Genomic DNA, 17,176 nt, shown 5'->3' with positions numbered 1-17,176 from the left:
GATCAGACTACGGTAGTGAGCGTGGTCATTCCTAAAAAACTGGTCGGAGAGATCCGTGCCATCAAGGTGGTGTGCTAGCCATGACTGAGAAAAAGAATATCATCTGCCGTTGCGAAGAGATAGAGATCGACGAGATCCGCGAATGGATCAACGCCGGCTACACAAATTTTGAAGAACTTAAAAGGATCCTTCGCGTAGGCATGGGACCCTGCCAGGGCAGAGGCTGCCGGGACATAATCCTTCGCGAGCTCTCCAAGGCAACAGGCAAACCAGTAGCAGAACTTCTGCCTGGAGTTATCAGGCCTCCGGTGAAACCGGTCAAAGCCAAACTATTGGCCGAAGATAACGAATAGGAGGTAGGGTGCTATGACTGTAAAAACAGCTGATGTAATTGTTGTAGGCGGAGGAGTTCACGGAGCATCCACCACGTATGAACTGGCAAAAGCCGGCGTTAATGTAGTCCTTTTTGAGAAGGAATATCTTGGCTCAGGCGGCTCAGGCCGTTCCGCAGCCGGTCTGCGCCAGCATTTCGGAACAGAGGTCAACCTTCATATGGCCAAGTACAACCTCAAGGTCTTCCCGACACTCGAGGAAGAGCTTGACACAGGCATGCCGCTTGAGTTCACTCAGTGGGGATATATGTGGGTAGCCTACGCAGACAGCGTTCTTGCACAGCTTCAGAAAAACGTAGATCTCCAGAGAAGTCTGGATATCCCCTCTGTTATGATGAAGCCTGATGAAGTAAAAGCCCGTTGGCCCTATCTCTGCATGGACGGCATTATCGGAGTCGCCTTCTGCGGTGATGACGGTCACATCAACCCGCAGACGCTTACCCTTTCATATGGTCATGCAGCACGCAGGCTCGGTGCAACGGTAAAGACATATTGTCCTGTAGTTAAGCTTCTTGCAGAAAACGGCAAGATCAAAGGCGTAGTGACTGAAGACGGAGAAGAGTGGCATGCACCTAGGGTCCTTCTCTCTGCCGGTCCGTGGTCAACGCCCCTTGCAGCGACTGTGGGAGTAGATCTTCCTGTATATCCTGAGCGTCATAATCTCCTTATAACGGAACCTGTCGAAGTATTTGACTGCCCGATGGTACTCTGTCTTGACGACGGTGCGTACTTCAAGCAGTGCCCGAACGGTACCTTCATGTTCGGCCGGGATGACCCGGGTGAACCTCATACAACTGAGTGTTCAAACAGCGCCAAGTTCCTCGAAGGGGTCACCAAGAGTGTTCTGAAGAGGATCCCTGCACTCAGCGGAGTCAGGGTGGTACGCCAGTGGTCAGGTCCTTACGACAATACACCGGACCATAACGCTATTATCGACTGGACACCGGTCGAAGGCCTGCTGGTCGACTGCGGATGGAGCGGACACGGGCTTCAGTTTGGACCGTCAGGCGGCCGAGTCTGCAAGGAACTCCTTATGGGGGAAAAGCCATTTGTAGACCTTTACCGTTTCCGCCTTTCCAGATTTGCCGAGAACGATCTTTTCTTCGAGCCTGCGTTCATTTAGAAACATTCAGACAGTGTCTACCCGGGGGCGGATGTGACTTCCCGCCCCCTTTTTCGTTGCAGCACAAATAAATTGATGACAGAAAGAGATCTGAAAACCCTTGCCTCCGTAACAGTTATGATGGTATCCTACTACGCACTTGCCGGCGAGATGCACAGGAATATATTAAATTTACTGAATAGGCGGAGGGAAGACAAATGGCAATAAATTTGAAAAGAGCGGAATCTATTTTGAAGAAGGCTGTATTAAAGTCTGAGGAACTTAACTTGCACGTGGCAATTGCAATTTTTGATTCTGAGCATGATCTTGTGTTGTTTCAAAAGATGGATAATACTCCGGACCTATGCGTAAAACTGTCACAGGCAAAAGCATTGACTGCTTTAAAATTAATGAATGATACAGATAAATTTTCTTATCTGGTAACTAAAAATACCGGTATTTTGTCTGATATCCGTTACGAAGAATCTATTTCATTAATAGGAGGCGGTAAAATAATTTTAGAAAACGGGTCGGTCATCGGCGCGCTTGGAATAAGCGGCGGTACAGAGGAACAGGATGTCGAAGTAGCGGCATTCGCAATATCTGACGGTGTCTAGGATCATAACAATAATTTATGGACAGCTTTGATGAAGGGAAATAACAAAGAGGTTTTTTTCAATTATTATTTCCAAGATCCATGGTCAAGCACCGGTTCGGAAATGTTCACGGAAAAATTAAGGCACTTCCTTTTTATGAGTGGTGACTGAAGCCTTGCATTCTTTTTCACAAAGTGGTATAACGTCACAGACACCCTGATATCGTAGTTTAATACAGATGTGTCTTTGTATCTTGTCAGATCCGGGATATAATACTGCCGGATAAAGTTGGAGGCAAATGGCAATGCGCTGCGTTTCTTTTGGCTATGCCGGGAAAAAGTTGCTGATTCCTTTAGTCACAGTTTTTATTGTAATTGTCTCCTGCTGCGTATCCCCTTCCGCTTTTTTACTCACGCAGGGTCATTCAGGTGTGCCCTTTGACCTTTGTCGGGAAGGGCCCCGTCCTATTCCTATTGGTACCCTGACGGCAGGGAACGGTCCTTTTTCTTCAAGTGACCCTGAAACAGGCGGACTTCCTGCGGAGCTGGTAAATCTGACCGAGCCGACAGGTCCTGCAAGCCTCATTAACTTCAGGATTAGGAATAAGACGTTTTTTTCAAACGCAGATCGTCTTTTCAATGTCGGGGCAATGTTTTTCCTCCCCCGGATCCTTGGAAAACCATATTTTTTGATATCAGAAGATCTCTTTCCGTCAGCCTTTCATACGATCAAGACTATTCGAAAACTGGAATAAACCTTTCCCTCTGCGATCCTTCAGATCCTGTACATGATCATGCCATCTCGGTCTGAGACGCATGGTTTTCCCATTATTTTAAAAGGTATCTGCTTATGTGCTCTGTCGGTCAGGCGGAGTGCAGGATGCTGTCCTTTCGATCTGTATGTAAACTTGGAGGTTATGAATATGTCGGAAGTTGTTTCTATGAGTTCTAATTTCACCGGCCCCTCAGGTGCGCTGGTAATGTCGTTTATTTCCATGAGTATAGTATTTCTCGTTATTATTGGATTGATGTTTGTTATGAAGGCAACCAATATGATAGTCACAGCTTATTTGGCAAACAGGTCCCGGAAAGATCCGACGGGGGAGGGTCGCTGAAATGGATCTCTACCTTAGCGCCCTTAAAGGGGTCATAGATCAGTCGGGGATCATCGCCCTCAGCGGAGGCAATTTGCTGATGCTCTTTGTATCGTTCATCCTTCTGTATCTTGCGATAGTAAAGGATTTTGAGCCTCTTCTGCTTCTTCCGATCGCGTTTAGCTGCCTTCTGGTCAATCTCCCCCTTTCCGGAATTATAGATGAAGGCGGTTTTCTCTATTTTGTAAAATTCGGAATAGACCACGAACTCTACCCCATAATAATCTTTATGGGCATAGGTGCTCTGACAGACTTTGGTCCGCTTCTTGCTAACCCTGTTACATTTCTACTCGGAGCAGCAGCACAGCTCGGAGTCTTTGTTGCCGTCATAGGAGCCATGATGATGGGCTTCACTATCCAGGAAGCAGCCGGCATAGGCATCATAGGCGGAGCCGACGGTCCGACTGCGATATACCTTTGTGCGAAGCTGGCAAAGCATATACTCCCTGCAGTGGCGGTAGCGGCATACAGCTATATGTCGCTTGTGCCCCTTATCCAGCCCCCTGTGATCAAGCTCCTTACCACAAAAGAGGACAGGGCGATAAAAATGGAACAGCTCCGCCCGGTCTCCAGGAGGGAAAGGATACTTTTCCCAATAATCTCTACCATAGCATGCGGACTTATACTGCCGCCTTCGGTACCGCTTATCGGCATGCTGATGTTTGGCAATTTGCTTCGTGAATGCGGCTGTACGGAACGTTTGAATCTCGCAGCTCAGAACGAGGTCCTTAACGCGACGACGATCTTCCTGGGGATCTCTGTAGGGGCGACTATGAGCGCAGATTCCTTCCTGAGGGTCGAGACAATCATGATCATATGCCTCGGTCTGGTCGCATTCATCTTCAGCACCGCAGGAGGAGTTATCTTCGGACAGGTCATGAAAGTAATGACCAAGGGAAAAGTCAATCCGATAATCGGGGCGGCTGGCGTTTCAGCAGTACCGATGGCCGCGCGTGTCTGTCAGAAAGTGGTCCAGAAGGAATTCCCGGGATCATATATACTCATGCACGCAATGGGGCCGAACGTTGCCGGAGTTATCGGAACTGCAGTCGCAGCAGGAGCGATGCTGACGCTCCTTTCGAAATAGAGCGGACATTAATATGAAGATACTGGAAATAATGCTCTGCTCAGCAGCAGCTATGGCGGTCTTTTTTTATGCGGCCTGGTCTGTCCATACACAGCCGGTTAAAAGAAAAGGACAAAGGCAGGGGTAGATCCGATCAGTGTCTTAATGGCGGCAAGTTCCTATGGCCTCCCAAGCCAGTGACTTGTCCAGTTGTGCCGTGTAGATAAACGCAAGTTCTTAGTGAAATTATCGAAGAAATCAATTTTATTTCTCGAAGAACTTGCATAATTTATGAATAAATATTATAGTCAAAAAAGATAGGATCCTTTTGTAGAGGTGACAGCATATGCATGAAAAAGGGATCGAAACTTTTTTGGCTGTTTCGATGTCCAGGACCCTCGGAAAGGCTGCCGAGCTGTTGAATGTGACGCAGTCGACAGTAAGCTATAACCTGAGCGAACTGGAAAGCGAAATGGGCATGATGCTCGTAGACCGGCAGAAAGGAATGAAATCTGTCAGCCTTACACCTGCCGGTGAAAGTTTTCTTCCCCTTGCCCTTAAGTGGCAGGAAGTGAGCAGGGAGATAGCAAATGCCCGAAACCCCGGCTCCGCTTTCTCCCTTGCGATAGGCGGGTCCGAGACAGTAAATTACAGGCTTCTGCCCAGGGTGTACAAGGATCTTCTCGAACATGACCCACCTGTTTACCTAAGGCTGCTGACAGATCCCACTGACCAGATGTACCAGGCAGTAGAGAGCAGGGCCATAGATCTTGCCATAGTCCTTCATGAGGAGACCACCAGATATGTTCAGATAGATCCATTTTTTAAAGAGAGCCTGGTGGTCGCCCGAATACCAAATGAAGATGAGAATATATCAGATGTGATAAAGCCGGAGTGTTTGATGCCGGAGCTGGAATATTACATTGAGTGGAGCAGCGGCTACAGACTTTGGCATGACCACATCTGGGATCCTATCAGAACTGCGAAAATGCGGCTGGACTCAGTCAATCTGGTAGGTTCGTTCATGGATAAGCCCGGTCAGTGGTGCATGGTCCCATGCTCTGCGATGGAAGAACTGAAACAGGGTAACGACAGGATAGTGTTTCAAAGGATATCTGAGGCTCCGCCCGATCTCCTCTATTACAGGATCACACACAGATACCCTAGGGCCAGCGCGCTTCCGGGGCTGGCGATTTTTGACGAAATCGTACAACGGCACGGATTTGGATCATTATATTAAATAGCGGAGTGATACAATTGGACCTTGCACCTTTTATAGACCACACTAACCTTGATCCTGCGGTCAGGAAGGAGGATATATTAAAACTCTGCGACGAGGCATTGGAAATGGGATTCGCTTCGGTATGCGTAAACCCGTGCTATGTGCGCCTTGTCTCGGAAAAACTTAAGGGTAGCGGCGTTAAGGTCTGCTCGGTCGTCGGATTTCCCCTTGGGGCTGGCATATCGCCGGTCAAGGCTTACGAAGCTGAGAGGGCTTATGAGGACGGAGCGGAAGAGATCGACATGGTGATGAACATATCTCATGCAAAAAATGGATCGTTCTGTCTTCTGAGAGACGACATAGCTGCAGTTGTAAAAGCTGTTCCAAGGTGTAAAGTCAAAGTCATTATCGAGGCTTGTCTGCTCGAAGACTCTGAAATAATTGAGGCATGCAAGGCAGCCTGCGAGGCCGGAGCCCATTTTGTAAAGACATCGACTGGATTTTCTTGCGGAGGAGCAACAGTCAGGGTGGTTGAACTTATAAGAAAAAACCTGCCTCAAAGTATGGGTGTCAAGGCTTCCGGAGGGATCAAAGACCGCGGCAGCGCAGAAGAGATGATAAAAGCAGGTGCCGACAGACTTGGAACTTCCCGGTCGGTAATGATATGCAGATCAGCGGATAACGGATAATTCAGAAATAGTCAGATTTTTAAATATTCAATTTTCTTAGAGAAGCCTTGACATATGAAGTAAAATGAACGATTATTAAAGTCGTTTTTGCTTAAAGAATAGCTTATGCAAAGTCTCCACAAGGGAGGAATTTATAGTGAGTGAAACAGAAATTAAGACAGCAGAAGTACTGCAGGAAGGAGATCAGAAGATCGACCTTGACGATCTTATGCGCAAGTATGACACAGAAGCGCGATTCAGGGCGCTCGAAGGATGGCAGGCAAAACTTGTATCCCTGATAGCAATTGCGATGTCCTGCTTCCATTTTTATACTTCAGGTTTTGGTCTTCTCCTTGCCCAGAAGCAGGGTGCGGTCCATCTTGCGTTTACTCTTTGCCTTGTTTTCCTTCTCTATCCTGCAACATCCAAACAGTCAAAGACGAGCGGCATACCCTTCTATGATTTTATTCTCGGAGCAGTAGGCGTTGCATCTGCAATGTATCTGGTGGTATTTTTCAACGACCTGACAACAAGAGCGGGACTTCCCACACAGACCGACCTGATCATGGGATTCCTGCTGATAGTGACACTGCTTGAAGCGACCAGAAGAATATCTAACCCTGTACTGCCGTGCCTGGCAATTGTAGCACTTCTCTACTGCTACGTTGGCCGTTCGCTCCCCGATATGATCGCTCACAGGGGTTTTTCGATCCCCCGTATCGTAAACCACATGTATCTTGGTACAGAAGGAATTTTCGGAACACCGCTTGAAGTATCTTCGACCTTCGTCTTCATGTTCATCCTTTTTGGAGCAGTCCTTGAAAAGACAGGTTTGGGAAAATTTATAATAGACCTCTCGATGGCGCTCGCTGGCTGGTCCACAGGAGGACCGGCAAAGGTCGCCGTCGTCAGCTCTGGACTTATGGGCACAGTTTCAGGATCATCAGTCGCAAACGTCTGTACCACCGGTATGTTCACGATACCGCTTATGAAAAGCGTCGGATACGAGCCCCACTTTGCCGGTGCCGTTGAAGCCGTCGCATCCACAGGAGGACAGATCATGCCTCCGGTCATGGGGGCGGGCGCATTTATCATGGCCCAGTTTCTTGGCGTACCTTACATCGAAGTCGCTCTCGCAGCTGTTGTTCCCGCACTGCTCTACTATTTCGCTGTCATGGTCCAGGTACATTTTGAAGCTACAAGACTCGGACTTAAAGGGATCCCGTGGTCACAGCTTCCCCCACTCTGGCCGCTGCTGAGATCGAAGGGCTTCCTTCTTATCCCGCTTGTTGCGATAATTTACTTTCTGCTCGCGGGCTTTACTCCCCTTAGAGCGGCGTTCAACGGTATACTTGTAAGCTTCGTGCTTTCATGGCTCAACAAGGAGACCCGGCTGACCCCGCCAAGGATAATGGAGGCCTTTGAAACAGGAGCAAGAGGAGCGATCGGTGTAGCCTGCGCATGCGCCACTGTTGGAATGGTCGTCGGGATGGGAACGCTCACAGGACTTGCACTCCGCATCGCTAACGCAATAGTCACACTTGCGGGCGGAAGCAAGATACTCACACTCTTCTACACAATGCTTGCCAGTATTGTCCTCGGAACAGGACTTCCAACTACGGCAAACTTCATAGTCACGAGCACTATGGCGGCTCCTGCACTCTTCAAGCTCGGTGTGCCGGCCAAGGCTGCTTACATGTTCGTCTTCTACTTCGGCATAGCTGCGGACCTTACTCCGCCTGTCGCCCTTGCGGCTTACGCAGGTTCGGGCATTGCAGGCTCTGACCCGATGAAGACGGGGGTCACGGCTTTCAAGCTTGCGCTTGCGGGGTTCCTGGTGCCGTATGTATATGTCTATAATCCGATGCTTCTCTTTATTGACGTGGTGCCCTTAGAGATGATCCAGGCGATCTTTACTGCCCTTCTCGGCGTATTCCTCCTTGCCATGGCTACGATAGGCTTCTATAAGGCTCACCTGCCCTGGTATCTGAGGATCACGGCATTTGCCGGAGCACTGGGACTTCTCATCCCGGGAACTGTTTCAGACCTTGCGGGACTTGGTGTTCTGGTATTGATATTCTTCATCCAGACAGCGAAAGCGAAGAGCCTTGCAAAAAAGAAAGCGGAGGAGAATACCGGACCATCCGGTGGCCAGATGCAGTGATCACCGAATATCTGTACTAAATACTGATTCTTACAGTGTCGTTTTCAGCTAAAATTTGGCTGTATCCGGACTGGCCTCAGCTCGTCCAACAAACATAAATCATCATTAAGGAGGAACAAGTAATGAAGAAAGTCATCATCGTAACACTTGTAGCGCTTCTTGCAGCATTTTCATTTACAGCAGTAGCTTCGGCAGCCACATATATGTCCGTTGCTACAGGCGGAACATCAGGTACCTACTACGCAGTAGGCGGAGCACTTGCGGCAGCGGTCACAAAAGACGGTAAGATCCAGTGCACGGCAGAAACAGGAAACGCCTCTGTTGCCAACGCAAACCTAATTGCAACAAAGGGTATTGAGATCGCGTTCGTTCAGAACGACATCACATACTGGGCGGTAAACGGACAGCTTATGTTCCAGGGCAAACCCCTTAAGAACATACGCGCGGTTGCTTCCCTCTATCCTGAGCACGTTCAGGTCGTTATCGCGAAGGATGCCGGCATCAAATCCATCAATGACCTCAAAGGCAAGCGCGTAGGCGTAGGTGCACCGGGTTCAGGCGTTGAAGGCGACGTACAGGCCATCTTCGGAGTTGCGGGCCTTACCTACAAAGATCTTAAGCAGGCCAACTTCCTTGACTTTGCAGCCACTGCAAGCCGTTTCAAGGACAACCAGATCGACGCAGGCTTCGTTGTTGCCGGTTTCCCGACAGCAGCGATCATGGACCTCACAACGACCAAGGACGTAGGTCTTCTCAACTTTGACAAGGCCTTCCTTGACAAACTGCACAAGCAGTATCCCTTCTTCGTTGCAAGCAAGATCCCCGGCAAGACATATAAGGGTATCGACAAAGATACAGTAACACCGGCGGTCATGGCTATCCTCATCACCCACGAAGATGTTCCCGAGCAGCAGATCTATGATTTCGTAAGCTCGATGTTCAAGAACCTTGACGACATCGCGGCAGTCCACGCGAAGGGTAAGGAGATCACACTGAAGGGCGCACTCGACGGACTCACAGCACCTCTTCACCCGGGTGCAGCTAAGTTCTACAAAGAGAAGGGACTTATTAAGTAAAATCCTTTCGTACGCAGTTTTAACAGCAAGGGCCCCGTCCATGCGGGGTCCTTTTTTATTCCCTATTTGCATAATGCTGCATATCGGGCATCTGCTATACTTGCTAAAATACTTTATCTACGGAGAAGAGTGCATGTTGAGCCGTATCTACAGCATGAAGGCTTTTATGGCTCTCAGTGCTATAAACTTTCGAATTTTTATATTTGGTCAGTCCGTCTCTCTTATCGGCACATGGATGCAGAGACTTGCGATGAGCTGGCTGGTGCTCAGGCTTACCGGTTCTGCCGCAGGGCTTGGGCTGGTAGAGCTTTCGAACCAGGCACCGATACTCGTGACCGGTTTTTTTGCCGGTTCGATCCTTGACCGGTACGACATGAAAAAGATCCTGATAATCACGCAGATCCTCTGTATGCTGCAGGCCCTTTCATTGGCATTTCTCGATTTCACGGGAATAATAAGATACGGACAGGTACTCTTTCTCAGCTTCATGCTCGGTCTGGTATCTTCGATAGATCTCCCCGCACGTCAGGCAAGCGTCGTAAGGATGCTTGACAGGCCCGATCAGCTGAACAGCGCTTTAACGATAAATTCCACTGTTTTTAATCTTGCACGGCTTGTAGGGCCGGCTTTTGCCGGCTTTGCAATACAGGCAGTGGGAGAAACCATGTGTTTTTTTCTGAACGGCGTAGCATACCTTGCGGTAATATTTTCACTTACACGCCTGAAGATCAAAAAAGTTGATATGACTCTTCCTAAGAGCGGCTGGCATGGTTTCAGGGAAGGTCTTGAATATACGTTGGGGTTCAACGCATTGAAAAGAATGATCCTCACATCCGCAGCCTTTTTCTTCCTTTGCTATCCATACGCGACCCTCCTGCCTTTTTTTGCAAGAAACGTTTTTCAGAGCGACGCGTCAACGCTTGGTTTTTTTCTTGGTTCTGTCGGACTCGGGGCGATAATAGGTGTGATCTACCAGGCCAGCCTGGTACCGCTCAGCAAGCTCCATATAAGGGCAATTTACAGCGTAGGACTATTTGGGGCCGGACTTACCGGATTCTCGCTCTCGAGGTCTGTTGAGCTCTCCTGCGCCGCCCTTACGGTACTTGGTTTCGGGATGTCTACCGGATCGGTATGCTTCAACACTCTGATCCAGAGCATAATCGAGGACGACAAGAGGGGGCGCGTGATGAGCCTTTATACTGTGGGCAGCGTTGGAGTAGGACCCTTGGGCTCTCTTACCGCCGGAATTTTAGCAGACATATTCGGGGGTACGTTTTCTGGGCTAATTTTCGGTCTTGGGGCGATATTCCTGGCCATATACATGAGACGGAGACTGAAGCTGATCGAGTCTCCCCTCCTGATGAAACTGAGGGAGAAGGGACTCCTGGATGTTGTATAATTCAACCGTGTTAAAATTTTACCTGTCGCACAGAAAGGCCTGATATGATTTTTTCATTTTTTCTTACGCTCGTTTCAGGGATCTCCTTGATGATTTTGGTATTGACGGTATCCCTGCTCCTCATAGGGGGGGAAAATGTGCTCTACGACATACAGGGTACGGACGCATCTCTATTTGCCCCTTACAGAAGGTTCCTTGCCGGAAGGTGTTCTGACAGGTGTCCTCCGCCATTGCTCTATGCTTCATGCCTTTGCCTTCTGATGATCTTCCTCTTTATACCAATGGGCTCTTTCCCGCAGTTTGTAGAGACAGATGGCGACTTCATAGTTATCGTGTTTCTTCTGCTGGCATCTCAGGGACTATATATCCGTGGAATGAAGGTCTTTTCAGGTGAGATATACCAGTCTTTCGACACCAAAGAACTCTTCGTTCTCTCAAAATTTGCAGTCACTCTGATAGCTGTGGGAGGGACGCTCTCCTGGTATGCCCTGAACAGGGGAATGCCGGGGAGCATTTTCAGCCTTGAAACCTTCACGGCAACATCGATCTGGACTGTAACGGGTATGTGGGGGAAAATGGGCTCGGCGGCTTTTTTGCTGCTTCTTTTTGCAGCCTCTCCGTCCAGAGGGGTAACAAAGACAAGGATAGTGGACAATGTACAGATACCTGAGATCTTCGATGCTATAAGATCGACCCTTGCTCCGGCAATGATAGTGTCTTTCTTTTTTCCGGCGCGTCTTGGACTTGCCTTGGGCCTTATAGGTTTCAAAATGTACCTTGTGGACTTTGTTTCATTCTGGTTCAGGGTAATGCTTGTTCAGATCGTTCTGGCACCTTTGGCGGCAAAATTATTCAACAAGGCAAGAGATAAGTCACCGGAAAGGCCGGGACACTTGCCTGAAATGATCATCGGCGCCTCAGGCATTATTTTTTATATGCTGGATCTTTACATGTGATCACCTCGAGCCGCCCTCCATCGGCGGTACCCCCATCGGGGCGCTTTCAAGTATATCTGTCCTGTAGAATTCGGCTGATATGAGGGGCATTTTTCGGATCCGTACGACCAGACGTTCGCCTGCAAACAGCTCAAAGAAATTTCTCCTGCCGAAAGGCTCAAGCATTACCTGGTTCCGGCCGATCTTATTGTTGCCTATCCTGTAGTAATATTCCTTCCATGACATCCTTCCGCCCTGGAAGATCATCCATTCACCGGTGTCTATGAACCTGCCGTATCTTGGCCTGTCAAAAGGAAGTCCTGCATTGGTCGATCTGACCCTTTCCTCCCATGTCCAGAGAAGGCCTCCTGCCACTTTGTATTCGTCTTCCACGGGTGTCAGTTCGACGGAATGTATATATCGCGTTGTGAATCTGTGCCCGAGGGAGACCGGAGACTGGAAGATTAGTTTCCCTTCCGGCCCTTCCAGTTGGAAGACATCCACACGCCATCCTGCGGCAGCTGTAAGAAACAGTATTGGCAGTGACAACAGAAGAAAGAAGCAGTGTGACATGTTTTTCATGGCTGACCTCCGCGAGCAAAACAGCATTTGAGTAGTATTCCGTTAAAATATGTCATCCTAAGGTAATATTATTGTATTTTTTTATACAATTGGATATATCGTAAGCTATGTAGTATTATATATGGAAAATAATTATAGGAGGAAATTTGATGCGCGAACTTTTCATTCCTGAAACAAAGAACCCTCCGGCAAAAGTAAGGGATGCCGGGCTGATTGCCCTTGTGATGGAAGGAGGAGGTGTCTACAACTCAAAGAGCGGTGAACTTATACTGCTCCCGATCGGCAGGAGCACGCTCAACAGCATTGCGGAAGACCTCGGTGAAGCCCTGCTTGAGATAAACGGGATCCAGCATATAGACTGCAGCGAGTCTGATGAGTCAGTCAACTCCCTTGCCGAGCGTTACGTAAGGGATCATGGTGAAAAGGCCCTTTCCTGGATGCTGATCTCAGGAAGGAAGCTGAGGCTGTGGGGATGGGCGAAGGATGAAGAGGACGCCAAACTGAGGGCTTCCATGGCCGCCGACACTATCCGTTCGATCATCGAACGCTACATCCCGGATTTTGATTACCTTCTGGAAGTAAGTCCGGGGACGGTCAACAGGATGGTGGGTGTCTGTTCGGCGGGTAAGGGATCCCTCCACGAAATCGAAGGGCTGGTATGTCCGGGATGTGGAAATTACTTCCATCAGGATTCCGCCGATGTTTACGGAACGGAACCTGTGAACTCCGGCCGTGAGATGGAAGATGTCAGAGATGTGCATACTCCGGGAGCGCACACTATCCCGCTGCTCTGTCAACAGCTGGGACTTGATCCTTCGCAGACGCTTAAGGCGATGCTTTACACAATTATATTGCCCGGCGGAAAAAAGCCCCTCCTCTTTGCGATGATCAGGGGGGACAAAAATATCAGCATAAACAAGCTGGCGGCGTATATAGATTCAAAATTCAGGGGGGCTGCCTTCAGGAAGGCTGAAAGCGAAGAGATAGTATCATCATTCGGTGAAGTTGCCGGATTCTGCGGCCCGATAGGAGTTCCCGAAGGGGTCCATATGGTGGCTGACAATTCCCTGGTCGGTGGAAAAAACTTTGTAGTGGGAGGAAACAGGCCAGATTACCACAGAACAGGTTGCTGCTGGGGCAGGGATTTTGAGCCTGATACGGCTGACCTTCTGCTATTTGAGGAGTCAATGCCCTGTCCCGAATGCGGGACACCCATGGTGCCGGTACAGCTGAGAAAGATATGCACCGTGGAATGTTACGGTTCGGAGATGAGGGGGGAGCCGGTCCTGTTGTGCAGAGACAAGTACGGAGAGCACCGCTGGCCTTACAGATGGAAAGCTGAAGTATCTTTGGAAGCTCTAATATTATCCTTCTACGAAAAAAAGGAAAAAAGATTAAGGGACGAGATCTTCAAAGACAATTAGAGCAAGTTGCAGATCGTTTCAACGAAAACCGGGAGCGCGGGGTGCGGATGTCCCTGCGCTTTTGGTTTCCGTCGCTTCCTCCGTATTTTGTCATTGGGTCATCCGTATTTATTGCGGACCTGCCCTGGGCAGGCTATACTCTTAATGGTGAGGAGTGTTGTCTTTGTCTGAGGGTATAAAAAAAGTACTGGAAAAACTGACCGAAGATTACGGTCTCTGCATACTGGAAGATCCTGACAGGCTCTCTCAGTTTCTTGAAGCGAGGAACCCTTCGGAAAGCGCTGCAAATTTCAGGCTGACATTTGCCCTGCGCTACATGATCAAATCTGGATGGAAACTCAATTCAAGGCTCAGCGCTAAAAATGAGATGTACTTCAGGACGAAGCTGTCGGAAAACCTCGGGTTTTCGCCCGGGGATGCCGAAGACGTTCTCAGGACGCTGAAGCAAGTCATAGGAGAAGAGAGGGCCGAATGCAAAGGCGAAGATCAGACGGCTGAGGATCTGGTCGCCAGGCCGGGAAACCTGAGAAGGATCTCGGGAGGCATCTCAAACAAGCCAAGGACGATGTGGATAAGGAAGAAGTCTTTCTACAACGGCATAGTCCTTATTGCTGCATTGCTTGCTATCGTGGTGCTCTTTTTCCAGATCGGCAGCCAGAGGAACCCGGTAGGCGATGAATTCAGGATAGCATTTTTTGCTCCTATGAAAGGAAGCATTGCTCAGTCAAGCCACAACCAGCTCAGAGCGGCTCAGCTTGCCGTTGAACAGATAAACAAACAGGGAGGCATAAGGGGATACAGAATAAAGATAGTCGGTTATGACCTCCCACAGAGGGCTGCTGAAGCGGAGGAGAGCGTCAGAAAAGTAATGAAGGACAAGAGCATCCTTGTAATGATGACCCCCTCATCCGGGGAAAAGGCCAGCCTGCTCCCAGGCATAGCCGACGAGATAAGCGTTCCTCTTGTGATCACGGCCTCTGATCTGACATACGGAGCTGTGTTGAAGGGGGAAAAACCATACCTTTACTCATTCCGCATTGCGAATGATACGGATGCCAGGGCAAAAATGCTTGCCTATTTTGCTGTACAGGGCCTTTCAAGCAAAGAGACAGCATTTCTGTACGACTCCGGCGACGAGACATCCCTGAAGCTGCACGAATCAGCACTTAGGTGGGTAAAGATCTTCGGAGGGAGGGTGACAGCCGACATCAGCATGCCGATGAAGGAAAACTCCGACCATCGTGCCGCAATGGAAGCGATAGCAAAAAGCGGAGCAGAGGTGCTTATAGTCCCCGGAAAAGAGATCGACATAAGGTCGGTCTTCAGGTCCGCAAGAGAGGCAGGCTACAGCAAAACGATACTGTCGGAGGGCTACACCGAAAATATGTCTTTCGGGAACGACAGGACCTTTGCCGGCAGCTGGTGGATAAATGAAGTCTCAGACCTTGACCCCCAGATACGTTCAGTAATGAAGGACTACAGGACTCTCTACAACGAAAACCTTCCTCCCTCCGATGTTGAAGAAGCGATTTTAGCTTACGACGGGGTCAGATGGATAGCAAATGCGCTCTACAATGCATCGGGGTACAGAGGAGAAGCCATACGGCACGCACTGCTTTCGACCAGGAATTTCCCGGCGGCTCATGCCACCGTTACTGTGGATCCGAGGACTCACGGACCCCTGAACAAAGCCATGGCAGTGATCTACTGTCCAAACGAGAAAGGCATTTTCCAAAGAAGGATCAGGACAAAGAATATTGACCAGTAACTCTTTAACTCAAAGATAAATGACCGCAGAAAGCGCAGAAAAGTCTTATAATTGTTTTTTACATTCAGAAGTACAGGTGGGATGGTATTTATGATATCAGGGTCAAATCGAGAGAGGCTTGAGATGAGGTTTGTATCTGCCTGGAAGGGGAGAGAGAACGCCGACTGCATTTGGTGGAACGGAAGCTGGTGGTCATGGGAGAGGCTGAACACCCTGGCACTTGACTGTGAGAACAAACTTGAGGACGCGGGCTTTGAACGGGGACAGAGGATAGCTCTGATAATGCCTAACTCCCCGATGGTCATAGCGATCTCAATCGCATGCTGGAGGCTTGGCGGTGCTGTGGCTCCAATGAATTCAAGGGCCGCGGCGGGTAACCTCAAAAGCACCCTTAAAATGCTGGATCCATCGGTGATATTCGTCGCCCCGGAGAGCGAACCGGCAGATCATGCAGCCGACTGCGACGGCCCCGGGGTTTTCACAGCGCCTCCCGATGAGCCCCTTCAGCCTTTCAGATGCACAAAAGGAATACCGGAGAGTGAGGACCACGCTGTCATATTTTCAACATCGGGCACGTCAGGCACACCGAAGGCTGTGCCATGTACACATACGAACGTGCTCTCAAATATCGATCCAATAAAAAAACATGTCCCCGGACTGCTCGACAGTGATTCGGTGATCCTCAACGTCCTTCCCAATTTTCATTCCTTCGGCTTCAACATGGCAGGCATGCTTGCCCTTATGAGCGGACTGAGCCAAACAGTGCTCCCCGGTTTTGTCCCCGTTGAGCGCACGATAGAATCGATCAGGGAGTCAGGAGCCAACTGCATAATCGGCGTCCCTACGATAATGGTATTCCTTCTCGGAGCCCTTGCGAAGATAGGAGAACGGCTTGGGGGCATCAAATTTGTGATAACGGGCGGGGACAGACTGAACGTTCAGCTGAACGCCAGATGTAAGGAGTATATGGGTACCGGCATACTTGAAGGGTACGGGCTTACTGAATGTTCCCCCGTCGTGGCTGTCGGACACAGTGCCGATGAATGCAGGCTCGGGACGGTGGGCCATTTCTTCGAGACCTACGAAGTACAGATAAGGGACAGGGAGGGAAATGTCCTCGACATGAACGAAGAGGGAGTCCTATGGGTCAGGGGGCCCTCCGTAGTCTCAGGATATTTCAGGGACGAAGAAAATACGAGGGAGAGATTTCTGAACGGATGGTTCAACACCGGAGACGTGGTACGCGTTGACGGGGACGGTTATGTCACCATAGTCGACAGGGCGACGGACATAATAATCGTCAGTGGTTTCAATGTATATCCCCAGGAGGTCGAGAATTTGCTCTGCCAGCATCCCTCGGTACAGTCTGCAGCTGCTGTCGGCGAGAAAAACAAGCTCGCGGGTGAGATAGTCAAGGCCTTCGTCATCTTGAAAGAGGGAAAGGAAGCTTCAGAAAAGGAACTCATAGACTACTGCAAGAAAAACCTTGCCCATTACAAGGTACCGCGCAGGGTAGGATTCCTGGAGGAATTCCCCATATCAGCGGCAGGCAAGATACTTCGCAGGGAGTTAAGGAAAATGGATACGGAAAGATAATATTGGGGGGCTTTCTGCTTTAGTCGGCCCCCT

Annotated in this window: 15 protein-coding genes; 13 read left to right on the top strand and 2 right to left on the bottom strand. The window is 49.4% G+C overall.

Annotation, left to right across the window (positions count from 1 at the left end; all coding sequences use genetic code 11):
• Positions 1–80: 80 nt before the first annotated feature.
• The 3 genes from OLM33_03410 to OLM33_03400 all read left to right on the top strand — a co-directional run bounded on the left by OLM33_03410 (position 81) and on the right by OLM33_03400 (position 2,111).
• Positions 81–353, top strand: coding sequence for a (2Fe-2S)-binding protein (locus OLM33_03410; GenBank protein MCW1712719.1), 273 nt, complete (start codon positions 81–83; stop codon positions 351–353).
• 13 nt (positions 354–366) lie between these two features.
• Entirely contained in the window at positions 367–1,515 is a 1,149-nt protein-coding gene (locus OLM33_03405; protein MCW1712718.1) for an FAD-binding oxidoreductase, read from the top strand.
• A 197-nt stretch (positions 1,516–1,712) separates the two neighbouring features.
• Positions 1,713–2,111 carry a heme-binding protein gene (locus OLM33_03400; protein ID MCW1712717.1) on the top strand — a complete coding sequence of 133 codons (399 nt, stop codon included), beginning with the start codon at positions 1,713–1,715 and terminating at the stop codon, positions 2,109–2,111.
• Positions 2,112–2,864: 753 nt separating this feature from the next.
• Here OLM33_03400 and OLM33_03395 read toward each other — a convergent pair.
• Positions 2,865–3,152, bottom strand: coding sequence for a hypothetical protein (locus tag OLM33_03395; GenBank protein ID MCW1712716.1), 288 nt, complete (start codon positions 3,150–3,152; stop codon positions 2,865–2,867).
• A gap of 53 nt (positions 3,153–3,205) precedes the next feature.
• Between OLM33_03395 and OLM33_03390 the strand changes: the two genes are divergently transcribed.
• The 7 genes from OLM33_03390 (at position 3,206) to OLM33_03360 (ending at position 11,794) form a co-directional block, all read left to right on the top strand.
• Entirely contained in the window at positions 3,206–4,330 is a 1,125-nt protein-coding gene (locus tag OLM33_03390; GenBank protein ID MCW1712715.1) for a sodium ion-translocating decarboxylase subunit beta, read from the top strand.
• Between the two features lie 325 nt (positions 4,331–4,655).
• Entirely contained in the window at positions 4,656–5,549 is an 894-nt protein-coding gene (locus OLM33_03385) for a LysR family transcriptional regulator (protein ID MCW1712714.1), read from the top strand.
• Between the two features lie 8 nt (positions 5,550–5,557).
• Positions 5,558–6,220 (top strand): deoxyribose-phosphate aldolase, encoded by a 663-nt coding sequence (gene deoC, locus OLM33_03380; GenBank protein MCW1712713.1) that lies wholly within the window; start codon positions 5,558–5,560, stop codon positions 6,218–6,220.
• A gap of 136 nt (positions 6,221–6,356) precedes the next feature.
• Positions 6,357–8,363, top strand: coding sequence for a TRAP transporter permease (locus tag OLM33_03375; protein ID MCW1712712.1), 2,007 nt, complete (start codon positions 6,357–6,359; stop codon positions 8,361–8,363).
• A 122-nt stretch (positions 8,364–8,485) separates the two neighbouring features.
• Positions 8,486–9,439, top strand: a complete 954-nt coding sequence (locus tag OLM33_03370) for a TAXI family TRAP transporter solute-binding subunit (GenBank protein ID MCW1712711.1) — start codon at positions 8,486–8,488, stop codon at positions 9,437–9,439.
• 133 nt (positions 9,440–9,572) lie between these two features.
• Positions 9,573–10,838 (top strand): MFS transporter, encoded by a 1,266-nt coding sequence (locus OLM33_03365; GenBank protein ID MCW1712710.1) that lies wholly within the window; start codon positions 9,573–9,575, stop codon positions 10,836–10,838.
• Between the two features lie 89 nt (positions 10,839–10,927).
• Positions 10,928–11,794, top strand: coding sequence for a hypothetical protein (locus OLM33_03360; GenBank protein ID MCW1712709.1), 867 nt, complete (start codon positions 10,928–10,930; stop codon positions 11,792–11,794).
• Here the strand turns inward: OLM33_03360 and OLM33_03355 are convergent, their stop codons facing one another.
• A complete protein-coding gene (locus OLM33_03355; protein ID MCW1712708.1) occupies positions 11,795–12,355 on the bottom strand; it encodes a DUF1850 domain-containing protein in 561 nt (186 codons plus the stop codon).
• 149 nt (positions 12,356–12,504) lie between these two features.
• Between OLM33_03355 and OLM33_03350 the strand changes: the two genes are divergently transcribed.
• From OLM33_03350 to OLM33_03340, 3 genes are all read left to right on the top strand, one after another.
• Positions 12,505–13,779 (top strand): hypothetical protein, encoded by a 1,275-nt coding sequence (locus OLM33_03350; protein MCW1712707.1) that lies wholly within the window; start codon positions 12,505–12,507, stop codon positions 13,777–13,779.
• A gap of 163 nt (positions 13,780–13,942) precedes the next feature.
• Entirely contained in the window at positions 13,943–15,547 is a 1,605-nt protein-coding gene (locus OLM33_03345) for an ABC transporter substrate-binding protein (GenBank protein ID MCW1712706.1), read from the top strand.
• 90 nt (positions 15,548–15,637) lie between these two features.
• On the top strand, positions 15,638–17,143 hold the full coding sequence (locus OLM33_03340) for an AMP-binding protein (protein ID MCW1712705.1): 1,506 nt from the start codon (positions 15,638–15,640) through the stop codon (positions 17,141–17,143).
• Positions 17,144–17,176 lie beyond the last annotated feature (33 nt).

The sequence above is a fragment of the Synergistaceae bacterium DZ-S4 genome (genome assembly GCA_025943965.1).
Classification (GTDB): Bacteria; Synergistota; Synergistia; order Synergistales; family Synergistaceae; genus Caenicola; species Caenicola nitritireducens.
The sequence above is the reverse complement of the archived record's forward strand: the minus strand, read 5'-3'. Positions and strand labels throughout refer to the sequence as shown.